The 19,923-nt window shown below is 65.5% G+C and carries 21 protein-coding genes; 12 read left to right on the top strand and 9 right to left on the bottom strand.

Features of this window, described 5'->3' with window-relative positions:
• Positions 1 to 56 precede the first annotated feature (56 nt).
• From BKE09_RS12220 to BKE09_RS12210, 3 genes are all read right to left on the bottom strand, one after another.
• Positions 57 to 572 (bottom strand): cytochrome c oxidase assembly factor Coa1 family protein, encoded by a 516-nt coding sequence (locus BKE09_RS12220; RefSeq protein ID WP_075675894.1) that lies wholly within the window; start codon positions 570 to 572, stop codon positions 57 to 59.
• Between the two features lie 25 nt (positions 573 to 597).
• Positions 598 to 2,823 carry a S9 family peptidase gene (locus tag BKE09_RS12215; protein ID WP_075675893.1) on the bottom strand — a complete coding sequence of 742 codons (2,226 nt, stop codon included), beginning with the start codon at positions 2,821 to 2,823 and terminating at the stop codon, positions 598 to 600.
• A 188-nt stretch (positions 2,824 to 3,011) separates the two neighbouring features.
• Positions 3,012 to 3,701 carry a glutathione binding-like protein gene (locus tag BKE09_RS12210; protein WP_075675892.1) on the bottom strand — a complete coding sequence of 230 codons (690 nt, stop codon included), beginning with the start codon at positions 3,699 to 3,701 and terminating at the stop codon, positions 3,012 to 3,014.
• Between the two features lie 110 nt (positions 3,702 to 3,811).
• Between BKE09_RS12210 and BKE09_RS12205 the strand changes: the two genes are divergently transcribed.
• Together BKE09_RS12205 and BKE09_RS12200 are read left to right on the top strand one after the other, a co-directional pair.
• On the top strand, positions 3,812 to 4,453 hold the full coding sequence (locus tag BKE09_RS12205) for a TIGR00645 family protein (RefSeq protein ID WP_075675891.1): 642 nt from the start codon (positions 3,812 to 3,814) through the stop codon (positions 4,451 to 4,453).
• Positions 4,454 to 4,653: 200 nt separating this feature from the next.
• The gene (locus BKE09_RS12200) at positions 4,654 to 5,667 is read left to right on the top strand and encodes an energy transducer TonB (protein ID WP_075675890.1); all 1,014 of its coding nucleotides are present in this window, start codon (positions 4,654 to 4,656) and stop codon (positions 5,665 to 5,667) included.
• 82 nt (positions 5,668 to 5,749) lie between these two features.
• Here the strand turns inward: BKE09_RS12200 and BKE09_RS12195 are convergent, their stop codons facing one another.
• Positions 5,750 to 6,004: a hypothetical protein gene (locus BKE09_RS12195; RefSeq protein WP_075675889.1), complete on the bottom strand. Its 255-nt coding sequence runs from the start codon at positions 6,002 to 6,004 to the stop codon at positions 5,750 to 5,752.
• A gap of 78 nt (positions 6,005 to 6,082) precedes the next feature.
• Here BKE09_RS12195 and BKE09_RS12190 point away from each other — a divergent pair, with 78 nt between their 5' ends.
• Entirely contained in the window at positions 6,083 to 6,880 is a 798-nt protein-coding gene (locus tag BKE09_RS12190; protein WP_075675888.1) for a helix-turn-helix transcriptional regulator, read from the top strand.
• 99 nt (positions 6,881 to 6,979) lie between these two features.
• A complete protein-coding gene (locus BKE09_RS12185; RefSeq protein ID WP_075675887.1) occupies positions 6,980 to 7,690 on the top strand; it encodes a transposase in 711 nt (236 codons plus the stop codon).
• A 21-nt stretch (positions 7,691 to 7,711) separates the two neighbouring features.
• On the opposite strand, the gene BKE09_RS12180 is transcribed toward BKE09_RS12185, so the two are convergent.
• The 4 genes from BKE09_RS12180 to BKE09_RS12165 form a co-directional block, all read right to left on the bottom strand.
• Positions 7,712 to 8,896 (bottom strand): ABC transporter permease, encoded by a 1,185-nt coding sequence (locus tag BKE09_RS12180; protein WP_014038889.1) that lies wholly within the window; start codon positions 8,894 to 8,896, stop codon positions 7,712 to 7,714.
• Positions 8,893 to 9,639 carry an ATP-binding cassette domain-containing protein gene (locus BKE09_RS12175; protein ID WP_014038890.1) on the bottom strand — a complete coding sequence of 249 codons (747 nt, stop codon included), beginning with the start codon at positions 9,637 to 9,639 and terminating at the stop codon, positions 8,893 to 8,895. Before BKE09_RS12175 ends, BKE09_RS12180 begins: the two co-directional genes overlap by 4 nt.
• Entirely contained in the window at positions 9,636 to 11,162 is a 1,527-nt protein-coding gene (locus tag BKE09_RS12170; protein WP_075675886.1) for an alpha/beta fold hydrolase, read from the bottom strand. Before BKE09_RS12170 ends, BKE09_RS12175 begins: the two co-directional genes overlap by 4 nt.
• A gap of 68 nt (positions 11,163 to 11,230) precedes the next feature.
• The gene (locus BKE09_RS12165; RefSeq protein WP_075675885.1) at positions 11,231 to 12,433 is read right to left on the bottom strand and encodes a GGDEF domain-containing protein; all 1,203 of its coding nucleotides are present in this window, start codon (positions 12,431 to 12,433) and stop codon (positions 11,231 to 11,233) included.
• 154 nt (positions 12,434 to 12,587) lie between these two features.
• Between BKE09_RS12165 and BKE09_RS12160 the strand changes: the two genes are divergently transcribed.
• The 3 genes from BKE09_RS12160 (at position 12,588) to BKE09_RS12150 (ending at position 15,819) form a co-directional block, all read left to right on the top strand.
• Positions 12,588 to 13,073 carry a DUF1203 domain-containing protein gene (locus BKE09_RS12160; RefSeq protein WP_075675884.1) on the top strand — a complete coding sequence of 162 codons (486 nt, stop codon included), beginning with the start codon at positions 12,588 to 12,590 and terminating at the stop codon, positions 13,071 to 13,073.
• 233 nt (positions 13,074 to 13,306) lie between these two features.
• A complete protein-coding gene (locus BKE09_RS12155; RefSeq protein WP_075675883.1) occupies positions 13,307 to 14,476 on the top strand; it encodes a lytic polysaccharide monooxygenase in 1,170 nt (389 codons plus the stop codon).
• Between the two features lie 170 nt (positions 14,477 to 14,646).
• Complete coding sequence (locus tag BKE09_RS12150) at positions 14,647 to 15,819, top strand: lytic polysaccharide monooxygenase (protein ID WP_075675882.1); 1,173 nt, start codon at positions 14,647 to 14,649, stop codon at positions 15,817 to 15,819.
• 177 nt (positions 15,820 to 15,996) lie between these two features.
• Here the strand turns inward: BKE09_RS12150 and BKE09_RS12145 are convergent, their stop codons facing one another.
• Entirely contained in the window at positions 15,997 to 16,266 is a 270-nt protein-coding gene (locus BKE09_RS12145; RefSeq protein ID WP_075075810.1) for a helix-turn-helix transcriptional regulator, read from the bottom strand.
• Positions 16,267 to 16,386: 120 nt separating this feature from the next.
• Between BKE09_RS12145 and BKE09_RS23300 the strand changes: the two genes are divergently transcribed.
• The 5 genes from BKE09_RS23300 (at position 16,387) to BKE09_RS12125 (ending at position 19,836) form a co-directional block, all read left to right on the top strand.
• Complete coding sequence (locus BKE09_RS23300; protein ID WP_125899104.1) at positions 16,387 to 17,163, top strand: hypothetical protein; 777 nt, start codon at positions 16,387 to 16,389, stop codon at positions 17,161 to 17,163.
• 68 nt (positions 17,164 to 17,231) lie between these two features.
• The gene (locus BKE09_RS12140) at positions 17,232 to 17,687 is read left to right on the top strand and encodes an NIF family HAD-type phosphatase (RefSeq protein WP_032961321.1); all 456 of its coding nucleotides are present in this window, start codon (positions 17,232 to 17,234) and stop codon (positions 17,685 to 17,687) included.
• Positions 17,688 to 17,706: 19 nt separating this feature from the next.
• Positions 17,707 to 18,321 (top strand): cyclin-dependent kinase inhibitor 3 family protein, encoded by a 615-nt coding sequence (locus tag BKE09_RS12135; protein WP_162838411.1) that lies wholly within the window; start codon positions 17,707 to 17,709, stop codon positions 18,319 to 18,321.
• 508 nt (positions 18,322 to 18,829) lie between these two features.
• Positions 18,830 to 19,258: a periplasmic heavy metal sensor gene (locus BKE09_RS12130; protein ID WP_087786541.1), complete on the top strand. Its 429-nt coding sequence runs from the start codon at positions 18,830 to 18,832 to the stop codon at positions 19,256 to 19,258.
• Between the two features lie 14 nt (positions 19,259 to 19,272).
• Positions 19,273 to 19,836: a sigma-70 family RNA polymerase sigma factor gene (locus BKE09_RS12125; RefSeq protein ID WP_049400889.1), complete on the top strand. Its 564-nt coding sequence runs from the start codon at positions 19,273 to 19,275 to the stop codon at positions 19,834 to 19,836.
• Positions 19,837 to 19,923: the final 87 nt, after the last annotated feature.

The following is a 19,923-nucleotide window of genomic DNA, read 5'->3' as shown; positions in this document are numbered from 1 at the left end:
GCAAAGGGTTGCCCGCACCCTACGCGCTCAGCGCGATGGCGACAATCGGCCGGAGGTCACAACGCCGCGGTCAGCGGGCATTCGCCGCGTTCGCGGCAGGCCTGCAGTTCGCATTCCTGCGCGGCTTCATCGTCATCCAGTGCGGTCAGGTCGAAGGTCTGCTTGTTCTCGCCCAGCACGTACATCACCGGGTAGTCCCACACGTCGTCACTGCGGGTGCCCTTCACGAACAGCCGGCCGTTTGCACGGGGGCCCTCCAGGGCCACGGTCAGGCCGACATCGCGCTGGCCGTTGAGCGCAGTCTGCATGCTGCCCAGCGGCATCGATTCGGTGCGCAGCGGCTCGCCGAAGGCTTCCACCAGTTCGATGCTGCACCCCGCGCGACGCATCGCTTCACGCATCGGCGGGCTCTCGCGTGCCGCCTCGCTCCAGCGCAGCACGCTCCAGGCCACCACGCCGCCGGCCCCGGCCAGCACCAGCAGCACGGTCAGCGGCATCGCCCAGCGCCAGTGACGGCACCACCAGCCGGCGGGCTTCGGGCCATGGGTGGGAATCGGCGGTGGCAGGGTCATCGGCGGGCTCCTTCCCGTCTGCGTATCAGGGCTTCAGGCAGCGCCCCAGGAAGGCTTCGGCCACGCGGTAGCGATGCAGGGCATCGGCACCGGACAGGCCATGCTTGGCACCCGGATAGGTCATCAGTTCGAACGGCTGCGCACGCTTCTGCAGCGCGCTCATCAGGCTGGTCGAGTTGGTGAACAGCACGTTGTCATCGGCCATGCCATGGATCAGCAGCAACGGCGAACGCAGGCCGTCGATATGGGTCAGCACGCGCGCTTCGCGGTAACCCGCTTCGTTGCGCGCCGGCAGGTCCATGTAGCGTTCGGTGTAGTGGCTGTCATACAGGCCCCAGTCGGTGACCGGTGCACCGGCCACGCCACAGGCGTACTGGTTCGATGCCTTGGCCAGCAGCATCAGGGTCATGTAGCCGCCGTTGGACCAGCCCTGCACGCCGATGCGCGCCGGGTCCACCCACGGCTGCTGCTTCAGCCAGGTCACGCCGCGCAGCTGGTCGGTCACTTCCACCGTGCCCTGCCTGCCATACAACGCGCCACCGAAGTCACGGCCACGTCGCGGGGTGCCGCGGTTGTCCAGCGAGAACACCACGTAGCCCTGCTGGGCCAAGTACTGGTTGAACAGGTGATCACCACGGCCGGGCCAGCTGTCGGTGACGGTCTGGCTGGCCGGGCCACCGTAGACGTACACGGCCACCGGGTAGCGCTTGGACGGATCGAAGCCGGCCGGCTTGATCAGGCTGTAGTTCAGCGGGGTCTTGCCGTCGGCAGCCATCAACGTGCCGAACTCGACCGGGCGCTGCGCATCGCGGTAACGCGCGTACGGATGCTTGGGATCGGCCAGGTCGTTCTCCACCAGCGTAGCGATCTTCTCGCCATTGGCGCGGAACAGTTCGATCTGCGGCGGCGTGGTGCTGTTGGACCAGCTGTCCACATAGACGCTGGCGTTGCGGGCGAAGCTGGCGCTGTGCATGCCCGGGGCCTTGGACAGGCGCTGCGGCTCACCGCCCTGCAGCGACACCGCGTAGATCTGGCTTTCGCGCGAGGTCTCGATGCCGGCACGGAAGTAGGCCTTGCCGGCCTTTTCATCGACCGCCAGCAGCTCGTCCACCGGCCAGTTGCCGTGGGTCAGCGCGGTGGTCTTGCCCTTGCTGTCGATGCGGTACAGGTGCTGGAAGCCGGTGCGCTCGGACGACCACAGCACGCTGCCGTCGTCGAGGAAGCGCAGGCTGTTGTGCAGCGGCACCCAGGTCGGGCTGGTCTCGTGGGCGAGCACGCGCTGGCGGTTGGAATCGAGCGCCACTTCCACCAGGTCCAGCTGCTTCTGGTCGCGCGACTGGCGCTGGAAGCTCAGGTGCTGCGCATCGCGCCAATCGACGCGGGCCAGGTAGATGTCCTGTTCCTTGCCCAGATCGACCCAGCGCGGCTGCGCCTCGGCAGCCGGTGCGATCACGCCCAGCTGCACACGCACGTTGGCGTCGCCGGCGGCCGGATAACGCTGTTCGATCACATCGGTGCGGTCGGCATAGACCTCGTAGCGCTTCTGCACCGGCACCGGTGCCTCGTCGATGCGCGCGAAGGCGATGGCCGAGTCGTCCGGCGCCCACCAGTAGCCGGTGTGGCGGTCCATCTCCTCATCGGCGACGAACTCGGCCACGCCGTTGCCGATGGTGGTGCTGCCGTCGCGGGTCAGCTGCAGCTGCTTGCCACTGGCCAGGTCGATCACCCACAGGTTGCGGCCGCGGATGAAGCTGACGAAGCCGCCCTTGGGCGACAGCTTGGCGTCGGTGGCAAAGCCTTCACCGTGGGTCAGCTGGCGCACGGCCGCCGCCCCCTGCTGCTTGAGGTCGTACAGGTAGAGTTCGCCGCCCAACGGGAACAGCAGGCGCTGCGCGTCCGGCGACCACTGGTAATCGACGATGCCGGTCATCGCGGCGATGCGCTGGCGCTCGCGGCGGGCCTTTTCCTCATCGCTGAGGGTCTCGGTGCCGGGCAGCACCACCTTGGAATCGACCAGCAGGCGGGTCTGGCCGCTGCCGATGTCGTAGGTCCACAGGTCCAGCTGGTTGCGGTCGCTGTCCTTGCCGCGCAGGAAACTGACCTGCGAACCGTCCGGCGCCACCTTCGGCTTCATCAGGGTCGGGCCGGACAGCGGCAGCGGGCCGGTGATGGCTTCCAGGGTCAGCTTTTCGGCGTGGGCGGCGGTACTGGTGGCGAGCATGAGGGCGAGCGAAGCGAACAGGTGGCGCATGGAGGATCCCGGCAAACGGCAGGTCCGCCCTGCGGCGGGCGCCGGGCGGTTGTCCCCCATCCTAACCAAGCCCGTGCAGGAAGGCAGCATGACCTTCTGCCCATAAGGAGTGCGGCAAGGAGTGCCGACCAACGGTCGGCACCCACCACCAGTAGATCCACGCCATGCGTGGATGACGCCGTCCTGGGTCAGCGCTGGCCGAACAGGTGCTTGCGCTCTTCGTCGCTGAGCGGCTTGCCGGCGTTGGGGTTCACCTTCTGGCGCAAGGCATAGGCACGTTGGGTGGCCGGGCGTGCGGCGATGGCTTCGTGCCAGCGCTTGAGGTTCGGGAATGCGGCGAAATCCACCGGCAGCTTGTCGTAGGCGCCGATCCACGGGTAGCTGGCCATGTCGGCGATGGTGTACTCGTCGCCGGCCAGGAAGGCGTGCTGGGCCAGGCGCTTGTCCATCACCCCATGCAGGCGGCGCACTTCGTTGTCATAGCGCTCGATCGCATACGGGATCTTTTCCGGCGCATACACATTGAAATGCCCCATCTGGCCGCTCATCGGGCCCAGGCCAGCCATCTGCCAGAACAGCCACTCCAGGGTGGTCACGCGGCCGCGCGGGTCGCGGGGCAGGAACTGGCCGGTCTTCTCGGCCAGGTACAGCAGGATCGCGCCGGACTCGAACACGCTCTGCGGGGCACCGCCATCGGCCGGGGCCTGGTCGACGATGGCCGGCATCTTGTTGTTGGGCGAAATGGCGAGGAATTCCGGCTTGAACTGGTCGCCCGAGCCGATGTTGACCGGGTGGATGCGGTATTCCAGGCCGGCTTCTTCCAGCAGCAGGGTCACTTTGTGGCCGTTCGGGGTGGGCCAGTAATACAGGTCGATCATGGCGTCGGCTCGGGGTGCGGAAAGGAACCTGAAGTCTAGTGCGTGAGTTGGGTTGGCACCGTCATGGCGGGCCGGTAACCTCGCTTCTCCCCCGAAACGCACTGTCCCGCATGAGTCACAGCCCTCGCCCCCTGTCCCCGTTGTCCTCGTTGATCTTCGCCTCGCGCTGGCTGCAGCTGCCGCTGTACCTGGGCCTGATCCTTGCCCAGTGCGTCTACGTATTCCTGTTCGGCAAAGAGCTCTGGCACCTGCTGTCCCATTCGGTCTCGATGGGTGAACAGCAGATCATGCTGATCGTGCTGGGCCTGATCGACGTGGTGATGATCTCCAACCTGCTGGTGATGGTGATCGTCGGCGGCTACGAGACCTTCGTCTCGCGCCTGCGCCTGGAAGGCCATCCGGACCAGCCGGAATGGCTGAGCCACGTCAACGCCAGCGTGCTGAAGGTGAAGCTGGCGATGGCGATCATCGGCATCTCCTCGATCCACCTGCTGAAGACCTTCATCGCCACCAGCGCGCTGAAGGGATTGCCGCTGTGCAAACCGGAACAATGGGCAGCAGCGGTGTCGTCGGCTTCGACCAGTTTCTACAGCGCTGGCGTCGATACCTGCACGACCATGACCCAGGAAGGCGTGCTGTGGCAGACCATCATCCACTGCGTGTTCATCCTGTCGGCGATCGGCATCGCCTGGACCGACAAGCTGATGTCCAACAGCCACAGCAAGTCGCACGACAAGGCGCACGACCACTGAGGTCGGCGCCGGCAACGGCCTGGTCGCCGTTGCCCTTCCCTGCCACCGCCCTTGTACGTGGCGGTGGCCGGGATGCTAGATTGCACCCTCGCCGTTGCCGGCGGTGGCGTCGGGAAACGTCACCCTGCCGCGCCCGGACCGCAGGTCCCGGCCTTGCATATCAATGATTTACGTCACGTCGTCTTCTAGAGGGGAGCAGGATGTCGCACGTCTCAACGATCACCGCCGCGCGCCGGTGGCTGCCGGTTGCTTTGGCACTGGCGCTGGCCGCCTGCTCGGGCAAGGAAGAATCCGCAGCACCGGCCCCGGCCGCCGCACCCACCGCCGCTGCACCGGCCGCACCGGTGGTCGCCGCCAAGGTGCAGTCGATGGGTACCGAGCAGCTGCGTGAGTCGGCCAGCCAGGCCCTGCGCGAGAACCGCATGTACGCGCCGGCCGGCGACAACGCCATCGAGTACTACCTCGCCCTGCGCGACAAGACCCCGGACGACGCCTCGGTGAAGAGCGCGCTGACCGACCTGCTGCCCTACACCCTGATCGCCGCCGAGCAGCACCTGGGCCGCGAGGACTACACCGAAGCGCAGCGCCTGGTGGCGCTGATCGAAAAGGTGGATGCCTCCGCGCCGGCGCTGCCGCGCCTGAAGGACGGCCTGGCCAAGGGCGTGCAGAACGCTGCCAAGCGCACCGAAGCGGAAGCCGAGAAGGCGAAGAAGGACGCCGAGGACCGCAGCAAGCAGCAGACCGAACAGCAGCGCCTGGCCGAACAGCGCGCCAAGGAAGCCGACGCGGCCAAGCAGATCGCCGCCCAGCAGGATGCCGCCCGCCGCGACAACGAGCGCCAGGAAGCCGAGCGCCAGGCCGCTGCCCGCCGCGAAGCCGAGCAGAAGCAGCAGCAGGCCGCCGCCCAGCAGGCCAGCGCGGCACGCCAGGCTGCAGCCCCGGCGCCCGCTGCGGCGCCGAACCTGCGGCCGGTCAGCACCCCGGCACCGCGCTATCCGTCCGAGGCACTGCGTGCAGGCACCTCCGGCGAAGTGCTGGTGGAAATCACCGTCGGCACCGACGGTTCGGTGATCAACGCCCGCGTGCTGCGCGCAACCCCGTCGCGCGTCTTCGATCGTGAAGCCATGAACGCGGTCAAGCGCTGGCGCTTCGAGCCGGTCAGCGCACCGGTCACCACCCGCCGCACCCTGGTATTCGCCCCGGGCGGCGGCTGACCACGAAAAAGGGGACGGAGGGGATCAAGTCGTTTCCGCCCCGCAATGACGACACGGCCCGGCATGTCCGGGCCGTGTCGTTTCAGGAGAGGCTGTCGATCAGGCGCTGCAGTGCCGGATCGCGTGCGGCCAGCACCTGGAACAGGCCCAGCGCATGCAGGCCCGGCAACAGCGCACGCAGGTCGGCTTCGGCGGAGGCGCGGGTGGCGTCATCGCTGGCGGGGTCCTGCCAGTCACGGACGCTGGCGAGGAAGGCACCGACGCTGCCCTTGCGCACGGTGAGGCCGTTTACCTGTACGTCGTTCTGGTGGTCGGGAAGAATGTCCTGTGGCTGCATGGCGAGGTACTTGATTGGAGGGGAGCTCCAGTGTGGACGCCTCGCAATAGCGATTCTGCCGTATAACTGCCAACTGATATGGCAGATCAGACATCCACTGCATTGATCGACCCGGCACTGGCCAACGCCAGAGACGGGCCAGTGCTGCTGGCGGCCCAGCTGCGACTGCATCGCCCGCGACGCACGGCCCGTCACCAGCACGTCCGCGGCCAGCTGCTGGGCGCGCACCAGGGCGTGCTGCGGATCGAGGCCGGCGATCTGCAGTGGCTGCTGCCGGCGGGGCACGTTGCCTGGATTCCGCCCTTGCTGCCCCACGCACTGGTGGGGGCGGAAGAGTTCGACGGCTGGAGTCTGTACTTCAGCGCCGAGGCCTGCCTGGACCTGCCCGCCGTGCCGCGCATTTTCCAGCCCAACGCGCTGTTGCGGGCCGCGATGACGCGCGCACTGGGTTGGCCACACCAGGCACTGGATCCCGCGCAGGTACGCCTGGCCGGCGTGATCGCCGATGAGATCACCGCCAGCACGCCCCTGCCGCTTGCACTGCCACAACCGCAGGATCGCCGCCTGCGGCGGATCGCGACGGTGCTGGCACGTTCGCCGGATGACCTTCGCAGTGTCGAGGCGTGGGCAGCCACCTGCGGCCTGTCCAGCCGCAGCCTCGCCCGTCGTTGGCAGGCCGAAACCCACATGACGCTGAGCCAGTGGCGGCAGCGCCTGCGCGTGCTGCTGTCGCTGCCCCGCCTGCTGGCGGGAGAGCCGGTGATCAGCGTCGCGCTGTCGATGGGCTACGACACGCCCAGTGCCTTCATTACCGTGTTCAAGCGCGAGATGGGAATGACGCCCGCGCGGTACGCAAAAGGGGACGGAGGGGATTAAGTCGTTCTTGACTCATCCGACACTGCTTCGCGGCATTGCCTGATGCCCTGCTCCGCGGCCGCGATGACAGGCTGAGGCCCCTTTCAGCCTTCGAATCCCATGCCCCGACAAGCACGCCTGATGCTGGCAGGCCAGGCCTATCACGTGATCCAGCGCGGTGTGAACAAAGGCGCGATCTTCATCGACGACATCGATCGCCAACTGTTCCTGCATCTGCTGCACAGCGCATTTCTCAAGCACCACGTCGCACTGCATGCCTATGTACTGATGGGCAACCACATCCACCTGCTGGCCACGCCTTCCACACAGCACGGACTGGCGGGCGCAATGCGCATGCAGGGCAACAACTACGTGCAGGCCTTCAACCAGCGGCACGGACGCAGTGGGCCGCTGTGGCAGGGCCGCTTCCATTCCTCGATGATCGACAGCGATGCTTATCTTCTCAGTGTATACCGCTACATCGAGCGCAATCCCGTTCGTGCCGGGATTGCGGTCAGCGCCGAAGATCATCCGTGGTCCAGCGTGCACGGCAACCTTCAACGACGCGATGATCCGATGCTGACACCGCATCCTGCGTTCAAAGCGCTGGCAGCGACCGCTTGGAAAAGGGCGACGTTGTATGCCGATTTCCTGCGCGACGTGAATGCATCCGCCGACGTACCTGCGATCCGCAACCACAGTGCCAGGCAACGCCCAATGGGGGACGCTGCATTCCTGCGGATGGTGGAACAGACGCTGGGACGCCCCGTGGTGATGCGCAGACGAGGGCGCCCGCGCAAGCAGGGGACGGGAGAGGCAGAAACGACTTAATCCCCTCCGTCCCTTTTTTGGTCAGCCGGAGATTGCCAGACGTTCGTTGTGGTAACGGCGCACGGCGGCGAACCACAGCACCGCGGCCAGGCCGAGGCTGGCGCCCAGGTAGATCGCCCAGACCGCCGGCGTGATCGTCTCGTGGCGGATCACCTTGAGCAGCATCTGGTTCTGCGACAGGAACGGCACGGCGTACTGCCACATCTCGCTCTTCAGCGGATAGGCCACCAGTGCGTAGCCGGGCAGCATCGGCAACAGCATCAGCCAGGTCATGTGGCTCTGCGCTTCCTTCATGCTCTTGGCCGCAGCCGACAGGAAGGTCAGCAGCGAGGTGCCGATCAGCAGCATCGGCAGCATCACCAGCAGCATCTGCAGCATCGATCCGACGTTCATGTTGAACTGGCGGCCGATGTTGCCGGGCGCGATCTGCGCGCTCACCTTGAACGCGACCAGGGTCAGCAGCAGCGATACGAAACCGACCACGCAGGCGGCGGCGATCTTGCCGCTGACGATCGCGCTGCGCGAGCCCGGCGTGGCCAGCAGTGGTTCCAGCGACTGTCGCTCACGCTCGCCGGCGGTGGCGTCCATCACCAGGTAGGCACCACCGATGAACGAGGTCAGCGTCAGCAGTACCGGCAGCAGCATCGACAGGATCATGCCGCGCTTGGCTTCGGCACTGGCCAGGTCCTGGCGCGCCACGTCCAGCGGACGTGCCACCTGTGCGTCGATGCCGCGCGCCATCAGGCGCAATGCACCGACCTGGCCGTTGTAGGTGGCCAGTGCCGCTTCCAGGCGTGCGCCAGGTACTTCGGCAGCGCGCCGCGTGCTGTCCTTGATCACCTCCACCAGTGCCGGCTTGCCATCGGCCCAGTCCTTGCCGAAGTCATCGCTGATGCGTAGCGCCACATCGATGTCCTGGGTGCGGATGGCCTCGGCCAGGTCCTTCGGTGCCGGTGCGGCATTGAGGCCCTGTGCGGCGAGGAAGCGCACCAGGTTCGGTGCGTTCTCCGCGCCGATGGTCGGGATCTGCAACGGCTCTTCGATCTGAGTCCGCACCCGGCTCTCGGCCAGCTTGCCCATGCCCAGCAGCAGCACCGGGTACAGCAGCGGCCCGAACAGCAGGGTCAGCAGCAGCGTGCGGCGGTCACGCGACAGGTCGCGCAGTTCCTTGCGCATCACCGTCATCAGGGTCGACATCATGCTCATGCGTGCAGGCCCTCTTCGCTGCCGATCAGTTTCACGAACGCGTCCTCAAGATTGGCTTCACCGGCCTGTGCACGCAGCTCGTCGGCACTGCCGGCGGCCATCACCGTGCCCTTGGCGATGATCACGATGTGGTCACACAACGCGCCCACCTCCTGCATGATGTGGCTGGACAGGATCACGCAGCGACCCTCTTCGCGCAGGCCCAGCAGGAAGCGGCGCAGCGCGCGCGTGGTCATCACATCCAGGCCGTTGGTCGGTTCATCGAGGATGACGTTGCGCGGGTCGTGCACCAGCGCGCGGGCAATCGCGGTCTTGGTGCGCTGGCCCTGCGAGAAGCCATCGGTCTGCCGGTCGAGGATGTCGCCCATGTCCAGCGCGTGCGACAGCACCTCGATGCGTTCGCGGATGCGCTCGGCCGACAGGCCATGCAGCTCGCCGAAATAGGCGATGTTCTCGCGCGCGGTCAGGCGCTTGTAGACGCCACGCGCATCAGGCAGCACGCCGAGGTGGCGACGCACCTCCACCGGATTGCGTGCCGCATCGATGCCGTCGACAGTGATGCTGCCCTGATCGGGCGTCATCAGCGTGTAGAGCATGCGCATGGTGGTGGTCTTGCCGGCACCGTTGGGGCCGAGCAGGCCGGTGATCCGCCCATCCCCGGCACGGAAGCCGACGTTGGCGACCGCCTGGATGCGGCCCGTGCGGGTATCGAAGGCCTTGTGCAGGTTGTCGGCGACGATCATGGTTCCCATCCGTTGAACGAGGTGAACGCCGGCACGTAGCTCAGCGTGTCCAGGCAGCCGGCATCCAGTGCCTTGGCATCGGTCTTGTCGATGAACTGGCCGAGCAGGCGCGGCATGCAGCCGGCGGTCAACGTGCCATGGCCCTGGCCACGGGCGACCAGCGCACGGCCATTGGGCAGGCCCTTGAGCACCTGTGCGGCGTAGCGCGGCGGCGTCACCGGGTCCAGCTCACCGGACAGCAGCAGTGCCGGCACGTCGCTGCGCAGCGGCACGGCATCGGTTGCCGGCGCCGGACGATGCGGCCACACCGGGCAAGCGGCAAAGAAGGCACTGGCGACTTCGTTGCCGAACAGCCGCTCGGGGTCCTCGGCCGGCGCGTGGTAGCGCGGCGCATCCTCGCTGCAGATCACCGACCACTGCATGCCGCGGTTGATCTGGAAATCCATGCTGCGGTTCGCGCCGCGCGCCAGCGATGCCAGCGGTGCGTAGCGACCGTGTGCGGCCTCATCCAGCACCAGTGGCAGCAGCGAGGAATACTGCGGCACGTAGGAGAAGGCGAAGGCCAGGCCGACCACGCTGTCCGGCGTCAGGACATCCTGCCGCGGTGCGTTGGTACCCGGATCGCGATACTCGACCGAGACCGGTGCACGGCGCAGGGTATCGACCACGCTGCGCAGCTGCGCGCGGGTATCGGCCGGGAACCGCTTGCTGCACGCGGCGTCCTTGCGGCACTGCGCCGACTGCAGGGCGATCGCATCCTCGAAGGTCGTCGCGAAGTCACCACCGACCACCAGCTCGTTCGGCACGACGCCATCGATGACGATGCTGCGGGTGTGCTGCGGATAGGCGCCGGCATAGCGCTGGGCCACACGGGTGCCGTAGGAACCACCGACCAGGTTGACCTGATCCACGCCGAGCGCGCCACGCACCGCGTCCAGATCGGCGATCGCCTCGGTGGTGGTGTAGAAGCGCGCGTCGGCACGCCCCTGCAGCGACGCCGCGCAGCGCTGGGCGTAGTCGCGCAGCGATGCCTCGGAAGGCGCGGCATCCTCGTCCATCTGCAGTGGCTTGCCGTCCGTGCCCAGGCAGCTGAGCGGGTTGGAACCGCCGGTGCCGCGCTGGTCGATCAGGAACACATCGCGCTGCTTGCGCACCTGGCGCAGCGCGGTATCGACGATGACCGCCACCTCGCTGGCCGCCTGGCCGGGACCGCCGGCCAGGAAGAACACCGGGTCGGGCTGGCTGGCACCACTGCTGCCCGATTCCAGCCAGGCAATGCGCAGGCCGATCCGGCGGCCATCGGGCTGGGCCCGGTCCTCCGGTACCTGCAGGGTGGCGCACTGCGCCTCCACGTTGGCGCTGGCGCCTTCGGTGGACAGCGTGCAGGGCTGGAAGTCGATCGTGCCGAAACGACGGCTGGGTGCATCACTGGTACTTCCGGCGTCAGCCGGCGGCGGCTGGCTGCACCCGGCAATCATCAGGCTGGCCAGCATCCCGGCCAACGCGAGGTGGTGTCTTTGCATCGTGCTCGTTTCCCCTGGAGGACGTTCCTGTCGACCACGACGGGCTGCCGCGGAAGATGTGACCCAACTTACACGGGCAGCGCGCCAACGGCGATGGGCAATGACGAATCCGCCGCCGACGGCGCACAGACCAGGCGGTCCCGCCCCTCGGCCTTGGCCCGGTACAGAGCGGCATCGGCGGCGGCCAGCAAGGTCGACAGATCGCCCTGCCCTGCATCCATCGCAAGACCGACGCTGGCGGTGACCGGCACCCGTCCCTCGGCCAGCAGTGCCGGCCGCTGTTGCAGGCGTGCGCGGATCGCGGCGGCCCGCTCCACCGCGTCGTCGCGCGTGCTTCCGGCCAGCACCAGCACGAATTCTTCGCCGCCGTAACGGCCCAGCAGGTGCTCGTGGCCCTGCACGCAGTGCTGCAGCGTCGCCGAAAAATGGCGCAGCACCTGGTCGCCCGCCAGGTGGCCCCACCGATCATTGATCTTCTTGAAGTGGTCCACGTCGATCAGCAGCAGCACCAGCGGGCGGCGCTGCCGGCGCAGCTTCTGCAGTTGCGCCTGGCCGTCGGCCAGCACCGCACTGCGGTTGAGCAGGCCGGTCAGGCCATCGGTACGGGCGGCATGGCGCAGGTCAACCAGCATGCGCTCGACCAGCAACAGCACCATCGCAAAGCAACGGGCCAGCTCCAGCATCACCCCGGCGATGTACGTGGCGAACATCGGCGAGCCGGTGCGCATGATGTCCTCCCCGGCGTCCGGTGCCACCGGCAGGAACAGGCGCACCCCATAGAGAGCGGCCTCTGCCAGGAACACGGTGGCGGCCAGGCGGCAGCTGGTGCGCTGCTGGGGCGGCGCATGCCGCAGCAGCAACCCGGCGATCCAGCCATCGACAATCAGTGCGAACACGCTGAACACCTGCAGGCGCAGGGCCAGGTTCGGCCACAGCACCAGGAACGCGAAGATGCAGGCCATGAACGCGGCCGCCACCAGCAACGGCCGCCACAGCGGCAACGGCTGCTCCAGATGCAGGGCCACGCCGCGCAGCATCATCAGCCCGCAGCCGGCCATCGCTGCGTTGCCGGCCAGCACCGCCGGGACCAGTGGCAGGTAGGGCCGCAGCGCCAGCAGGGTCACCCCCAGGGTCAGCAGCCACAGGCTGATGGTCCACTGCCGCAGCACCGGTTGCCCGCGCAGTACGACCAGCAACAGCGAGAACCCCACGGCAATGCCGATGCAGAGCAGGAAGCCAAGCACGGTGATGGTGGGGAAATCCAGGGACATGCGGCGCTCGTCTGCCGGGGCGGCGCGCGCATCTTAGCGCCTTGTTGCGCGATCCCCGTGGCGTTCTCCTGCCCGATGCCGGTGTGGGGTCTGAAAACGGCGAGCATGGCGACCGGCGCATGCGCACAATCCGCGGAAAACCAAGGAGACGCCCATGCATGCGTGGTACCTCGGCGGCATCGACCACCGCCCGTTCCTGCACCTGTTCGAGAAGAGCGACACCGCGCTGGCCGCGCTCGGCATCCAGCGTCGCTGGGCCAGCGCCCATGGCGGCCATCCCTGCCGGATCAGCCTGAGCGATCCCGCACCTGGCAGTGAACTGCTCCTGCTGTCCCACGTCCACCTGCCACTGCACTCGCCGTACCGCGCCGCCGGCCCGATCTTCGTGCAGCGCGGCGTGACCCGTTGCGTCCTGCCGCCGGGCGAAGTGCCCCCGTATGTGCAGCGTCGGATGATTTCGGTGCGTGCCTATGACCACGCCGCGCTGATGTGCGGTGCCCAGGTCTGTGCGGGCACCGAGGTGGCGAACCACCTGGATGCACTGTTCGCCGACCCGTCGGTGGCGTTCGTCCAGCTGCACAACGCGGCGCATGGCTGTTTCTCGTGCCAGGCGGATCGGGTGGGTGCCGAGACTGCGTAGCGTGATCTCCATGACGTGATCGATGCCACGCCGGTCACGTGACGTCCAGCGCATCCGTTCAGCCCTGCGTGAAGCCTGCGGGAAGGGCTTCACATGCGCAGTCACGGATCGGTACTGCGAGGGTTCCGTCGCCTGCAGCGCGACTCGATACTCGCCGTGGTGCCGCCGAAAGTCCGCCGCGCAGCGCAGCTCCTGCGGTCACCGTCCCCTTTCGACGACCACAAGGATGCGCCATGTCATTCCGATCCACACCGCTGTTGCTGGCTACCTCATTCGCCGCTGCGGGCCTGTGCCTGGCCGGCAGCGCGTTCGCCCACGGCACCATGACCGCGCCGGTCAGCCGCGTCTATGCCTGCTTCCAGGGCAATCCCGAGAACCCGACCAACCCGGCCTGTGCCGCTGCAAAAGCGATTGGCGGTTCGCAGGCGTTCTACGACTGGAACGGCATCAACCAGGCCAACGCCAACGGCAACCATCAGGCCGTGGTGCCCGACGGCAAGCTGTGCAGCAGCAACAACCCGACGTTCCGCGGGCTGGATGTGAACCGCAGTGACTGGCAGACCACGCCGATCCAGGCTGATGCCAATGGCAGGTTCACCTTCGTGTTCAAGGCGACCGCACCGCATGCCACGCGCGACTGGCGCTTCTTCGTCACCCGCGAAGGCTGGCAGCCGGGCAGCCCACTGCGCTGGGCCGACCTGCAGGAGTTCTGCACGCTGGGCAATACACCGCTGTCGGCCGATGGCACCTACAAGCTGCAGTGCACGTTGCCGCAGCGCACCGGCCAGCATGTGATCTACAACACCTGGCAGCGCTCGGATTCGACCGAGGCGTTCTATACCTGCATGGATGTGCGCTTCCAGGGCAGCGGCGGGACGGCACCGGCAGCGCAATGGCAGGATGCCGGCCCGGTCACCGCACGCGGTGAGCTGCCGGTGGGCACGACGCTGGCACTGCGCGTGTTCAACGCCAGCGGCAATGACGTCGAACGCGTGGAAGCCACCCTGGCCAGCGGCCAGACCGCGCCCGCGCAGTGGCCGTTGGTGCTCGCCCGCAAGGTCAATGCCAGTGCCCAGCACGCACGCGTGGGCGTGCTTGCCAATGGCGTGATCACGCCGTCGGCGTCGGCCACCGACAACCGCGTATACCTGAAGGACGGCAACCGCTTCCAGCTCGACACCCAGGTGCCCGACCCGGGCACGCCGTCGCCGGGCGGTGATTTCGACCACGTGTACCCGGCGGGCATCGGCAGCTATGTGCCGGGCCAGACCGTGGTGAAGGGCAGCGACGGCAAGTTGTATGCCTGCCGCCCGTTCCCGGAAGGTGCGTGGTGCAACGTCAATGCCGAGGCGTACCGGCCGGGTGTGGGTGCCGCCTGGCGCGATGCGTGGGTACCGTACTGAGTTCCAGGGTGGAGGCGGTGCTGCGGCACCGCCTCCACCAGCCGCCGCGATCTGAGCGCTCGGTTGCAGATGCGGTGCCACAACCGCGGCTTTCGTACACATCCGATGGTGGTCGCGCAGACATCACTCAAAACTCCACGGGACGTCTTCCCTCCCAAAGGAGTTCCTACATGCATCTGTCCCACCGGACCGTCCTCGCACTGTCCGCCATCGCTGGCCTAGCTCTGTCCGGCAGCGCTTTCGCCCACGGCACCATGTCCAAGCCGCTCAGTCGCGTGAAGCAGTGCCACGAGGGCAATCCCGAGAACCCGACCAACCCCGCCTGCGCCGCAGCCAAGGCGATCGGCGGCGCACAGCCGTTCTACGACTGGAATGGCGTCAACCAGGCCGCAGCACATGGCAATCACCAGGCGGTCGTCCCGGATGGCCAGTTGTGCAGCGGCGGCAACAGCAAGTTCCGCGGCCTCGACCTGAACCGCAGCGACTGGCCGACCTCTCCGATCCGCGCCGATTCCCGCGGCCGTTACATCTTCGAGTTCCTGGCACCGGCGCCGCACGCCACCCGCGAGTGGAAGTTCTACGTCACCCGCGATGGCTGGCAACCGGGCAGCCCGCTGCGCTGGACCGACCTGCAGGAGTTCTGCACGCTGGGCAACGTGCCGATTTCGGAAGGCAAGGTCTACAAGCTGGACTGCCCACTGCCCAAGCGCACGGGCCAGCACATCATCTACAACACCTGGCAGCGCTCGGATTCGGGTGAAGCGTTCTACAGCTGTGCAGACGTGCGCTTCGAGGGGGGCGGTGGTGTGACCCCGCCGCCGCAGTGGCAGGACGCGGGTCCGGTCACCGCCCGCGGTGCGCTGGACGTGGGCACCACCGTGACCCTGCGCGTGTTCAACGCCCAGGGCAACGATCTGGAAAGCCCGCAGATCACCCTTGCCGCCGGCCAGACCGCTGCGAACCAGTGGCCGCTGGCACTGGCCCGCAAGGTCAATGGCAGTGCGCAGCAGGCACGCGTGGGGGTGATGAAGAACGGCGTGATCACGCCCGTCGCCTCGGCCACCGAGAACCGCGTCTATCTGAAGCCGGGCAACCTGTTCCAGCTCGATACCCGCGTGCCGGGTCCGGTCGATCCGGTCGATCCGCCGCCTGGTGACGACTACGACTTCGTGTACCCCGCTGGCCTCGGCAGCTACACGCCGGGCGAAACCGTGGTGAAGAGCACCGACGGCAAGCTGTACGCCTGCCGCCCGTTCCCGGAAGGCGCGTGGTGCAACATCAATGCCGATGCCTATCGCCCGGGCACCGGTTTCGCCTGGCGCGATGCCTGGGTCGCGTACTGAGGCAGGGCACCGGGGGCGGCATGATGCCGCCTCCGGTTCATGGGGTTGCCGGCCAGCGGCCGGCACTACCCAGGCTTATTTGCTGCTGAAGGACTAAATAACAACGGAAAACTTATTTAAAGCATATAAATCAATTACTTATGCTTGAAATAAGACTTTCGACTTATGTGAGCCTTGTCAATTGATCCTCGAGACTCGCACTGCCTTTAGAGCCTTGCAGATCAGATCAGACACCTCAGCTGGAGAGACACCCAGCGCAGATGCCATTTGGCAGAATTCGAGAACGTCTAGACGACGTGATCCAGACTCTATTGAAGAAATGCGCTGTTGGGGCCACCCCAGATGGGCAGCAAGCTGAGTCTGACTGATGCCCAAGATCTCCCGATGCTCCCGAAGCTTTCCGACCAAACGGAGGTACGGGTTCTGATAGATCGTCTTCGTAGCCATCCGGTCCGCCTCAAGGAGCGGATGGAAATCTATGACCGGGGCACGGCATACATGAAAATCATGTAGACGACATCGTGCCGCCTTGGTAGCATCCGGACTGGTTAATTTGCCGGGGATCGAGTGATCTATGGCCGTAGCCAACAGACCCTCCTTCCTTCGTGGCCCGAGCTCGACTCACTTGTCGTATCGCTTGGTCCTTTCTACACCTGCGCCTGGTGTGCGCTTGAACGCTCCACTTCCGTTAGCGCGCCCGTTTCCTCAGACCCTGCTGTCGCCCAGCAACTCCTGCAATTCCTAAAAAGCGCAGGTGTTGTGACCGGTTCCAGTTCAGGCAACGGAGCCGTTAAGCGCTCTCTCTACGAACCGGTCAGTTGGTCCTACGTCGATGACCTGATTCTTCCTGATGACCTTGATGCAGCGCTCAAGGGGATGCTTGATGCTTGGCGCCCGACGCTTGATAAACACGCAAGACTTTGGATCTGGCGCCAGCTAGCGGATCGAGAGGCAAGCGCCTATCTCACATCATTGCTGCGCCGTCACCGTATCGGAGTGCACCGCGTAGATGAAATCCTGAGAAGTCAGGATGAGGAGTGGACTCGTCTGAGCCTGGGGCGGAAACGATACGTGCTCTGGTCATCTGTAAGGGGAGCAGCGAGCCAGTTCCTTAGTAGCGGTGGCAACGAGGACGCCGCACTAGAAGTGCTTTCCCGAGAGATGCGAAGGAGGACGCGCTGGCTGGTAGTAAAGGCGGCCGCGGGTGAACTTCGAAGAACCGACTATTGCTTCCTTCCTGACACAGGTTGGCGACGACCACTGATGATCGATGTAGCGCTGGAAAGCATACTGAAGATAGGCGATGACTACTGGCTTGCAGCTCCATCCTTGGGCGAAATCTAGTCAAAACAGAGGCCCTCGATTACCCACTTCCCTGGCTCAGCTGAACCAAGAATCACGAGACTTGATAGATGCGTCCAATCATTCTTGCACTGGACCTTGAGGGAACACTTATCTCCAATGCCGTCAGTCAAATACCCCGACCCGGCCTGATGGAGTTCCTAAACTATGCCAGCAGCACCTTCAATCGGATCGTCATGTTCACCTCTGTACCCCAAAAGGTTGTTGCAGAGATTACATCCCTCTTGGTGCTGGAGGGACGCGCTCCCGAATGGTCTCAACATCTCCCATACATCGAATGGGACGGTCCGACGAAGGACCTTCGATTCGTTTCGGCAGAACTTGGCGAGGCACTGTTGCTGGATGATCACGGGGCCTACGTGCATCCCGGCCAACACTTCCTCTGGATTGAAGCCCCTCTCTTCGCTGCACCATATTCTGATGGAGACGAGGGGCTGCAGCTGGTGATCCAGCGTCTTGAGGAGCGCCTCAATCCAGGCAGCACAAAGCCCAAGGCGCGGCCTTAGTGGATGGAGTGTGCCGTGGATGCAATCTTCGGACGCCGCAGTGAGACACCGCCAGCCCCCAATACTCGAGGATTCTGTGCACAGAACTAGCTTGTCTCATCCGTTGCAGATTGCGGGACTTTCCGTCGGTGCCAACGGAGGAACCATAGGCGTTACCTTTGCCCCCGGTAAGCATCAGAAAGTTGCAATGACGGGCTCGTGGTGTAGAGATCTCGAGCTCGATCTAGCGTCCGTCTCAGCTTGGGGATGTCGCCATCTGCTTTCCTTGATTGAACCGTGGGAGTTCGACGATCTCGGGATAGGGTCGCTACCCGAACGCGCGCGCGCTCATGGCCTGCACTGGCATGGTCTTCCGATTCGTGATGGAGAAGCGCCGGATCCTCAGTTCTTGGACGAGTGGACACGACTAGGCCCCGTCCTCACTGACGATTTGCTCCGCGGTGACAAAGTAGTCGTTCATTGCAAAGGAGGGCTTGGCAGAGCGGGCACCGTGGCTTCGATGCTACTGCTCGAGAGCAGATCATGCCTAAGCGCTGAAGAAGCTATGGCCAGAGTTCGGAGTGCTCGTCCCGGAGCCGTGGAAACGGCGGAGCAAGAGCGCTTCCTTCTTCACTGGGCTTCTCGGATGCTCTAGAACCGTGTGCGCTGAAGCATCCGTTCTGAACTCTTGACACGGCACTAATCACGTCCAGACCTGTGAACCTCCCAGTGCCGGATCAGCTTCGCCCCGGTGCTCATCGGTGAATCTGAGAACCCGCGGGGAGGTCAGCAATCAGAGGTTTGAGGGGATCTCCCCACGGCAGGCGTATAAGTAGGGAAGGATGAGGAGATCTCCACATGAATGATCTAGACGATTGGCTGTCCAGAGCCTCGGCAGCTACAAGGCCAGACGGCCATGATCGGGCCACCGATAGCCTGGTCCGACGCCTGTCCCAGGAAGCTTCCCCTTCGCAATGGGCCGGTAAGCGAGAGTTCCGCCGGGCACTCGCATGCGCGGCGCTCGCGGCGGTGCTTACCTGCGGAGGAGTAGGCTCCGCCTTCTTTGTCACCCAGGCACCCTCGCGCCCGACATGGGTCGCGGCCCCAGCTTCCATGTCCCCATACGCTCTACTGGTGGAACGCTGATGGCAATCGGACCCCTCATGAGGCTGCCGCTGGCAACAATCGCTGGCGCCATCATTGGCGTAGTGTGCGCGCTGGCTATCGGCTGGATCTGGCACTCGCTCAATCCTGGGCACAGCGATCTCCATGAACGCCTTCACGCCGTGGTGCCTCTGGACGACTCGGAGAAGCAGATCCTCCAGGCCAAGGAACAGCTGTTCGCAACAAGGCGAGGTGAGATCGAAGCGCGCCTGCGGATTGCCAACCGCCAGCTGGCGGACGCCATCGCGGCTGACCCCAAATGGAACCCCCAGGTGGAACGTGCAAGTCGTGAGGTGGAGCGGGCTGCGGGCGATCTCCAGCGCATCACGCTCGAGCATGTGTTCGAGATGCGCGAGGGCTTGAAACCCGAGCACCGGCCGGCCTACGACAAGGCACTCCTTGAAGCACTTCGCACCGACTCTCCCTGAGCCCCACAAACGTTGTGACCATCGAGGACGACAACAACTGGGCAGTTGAAGCTGCGGCGGGTGATGCTGAGGCCTTCGCTCGCCTGGTCCGCCGTCACTCGCCAGCAATCAAGCAGATGGTTCGAGGCATGGGTCTGCCCGAAACCGACGTCGATGATGTCGTGCAGGAGACATTCGTTGCCGCTTGGCGAGGCCTGTCAGAGTACGATCCGACGCGCTCGGTACTTCCTTGGCTGATGCGTATTGGAATCAACAAGGTTCGTGATACGCAACGGTTTCGACGCGTCCGCCACTTCCTGTTTCGGGCCAAGCCTTTGGATGATGAGGAAGGACGCGCCCTGCATTCCGAGCAGGCCGGGCCAGAGCAGGTTGCCGGTTCTCAGCTTGAGCTCGCAGAAGTAAGAAGGGTTCTCAACACGATCGACCCGAGCCTGCGTGAAGCTCTGGTTCTGACTGCCTTCGTCGGCCTTTCCCAGGTTGAAGCAGCTTCCGCCCTGGGTATCAGTCTCAAAACGATAGAGGGTCGCGTCCTGAGAGCGCGGGCCAAACTGACAGATGCACTGAGCCGCGGGAAATAAATTTTCGCCGGATTCGAGGGGAAGGCCGCGCAGGCCGCGTAGTGCAGAAAGACGGCCGAGATTGCGGCCCCACTGCACCGGATCCTC

This window comes from Stenotrophomonas sp. TD3, assembly GCF_001939825.1.
GTDB lineage: Bacteria > Pseudomonadota > Gammaproteobacteria > Xanthomonadales > Xanthomonadaceae > Stenotrophomonas.
This window is presented reverse-complemented; position numbering and strand designations above follow the sequence as displayed.